Annotated in this window: 1 protein-coding gene and 1 pseudogene; both read left to right on the forward strand. The window is 30.0% G+C overall.

Annotated elements, in window-relative coordinates; translation table 11 throughout:
• The first annotated feature begins 72 nt into the window (after positions 1 to 72).
• Entirely contained in the window at positions 73 to 384 is a 312-nt protein-coding gene (locus tag B5P42_RS31385) for an ArsR/SmtB family transcription factor (RefSeq protein ID WP_000995769.1), read from the forward strand.
• A gap of 120 nt (positions 385 to 504) precedes the next feature.
• Positions 505 to 623 (forward strand): annotated as a pseudogene (locus tag B5P42_RS33470) (saccharopine dehydrogenase); the annotation flags it as partial.

The following is a 623-nucleotide window of genomic DNA, read 5'->3' on the forward strand; positions in this document are numbered from 1 at the left end:
GCATTAGATAGCAATGTAATTTATAATACGTTTAAATGATTAAATTCTTAAACGGAAGGTAATGTTAGCGAAATGAACTGTAATGATAAAGTAATGCATATTTTAGAAAATTTAAGACCATGTTTTCAAGGGTTGGGAGATCCAACTCGTCAGCAAATTGTATCACTTTTAATTGATAAAGATAGCTTGAATGTGACGCAAATTGCGGAGCATATTCCCATGTCAAGACCTACTGTATCTCATCATTTGAAAATACTGAAACAATCAGGGTTACTTCAAGTTCAGAAAAAAGGCACTGAAATGTATTATTGTCTTGAATTTAATGAAACAATAAATCTTTTAAAAGAACTTGTTTCTTTAGTTGAAGATGAATGTAAGAACTAGGTACTCATTTATAGTTTAGGGACACCTTTTGTCCCTTTTTTTAGTGATAATATGTTAAAATGTTTAAGTTTTTAATTGTTTAAATTTATAATCACACACTAATTAAAATGGAGGTTTCAGATGAATAAAAAAACAGTATTAATTGTTGGTGGGTATGGAGTTGTTGGTAGTCAAATTGCTCGAATTTTACATGATCGACATCCTGATTTGGAAATTAGATTAGGAGGAAGAACCTTAGG

It is taken from the genome of Bacillus sp. SRB_331, from assembly GCF_003264175.1.
GTDB lineage: Bacteria > Bacillota > Bacilli > Bacillales > Bacillaceae_G > Bacillus_A > Bacillus_A mycoides.

Excerpts from the sequence above, each read along its gene's own strand:
- B5P42_RS31385 (WP_000995769.1), top strand. The coding sequence starts at position 73 with ATGAACTGTAATGATAAAGTAATGCATATTTTAGAAAATTTAAGACCA.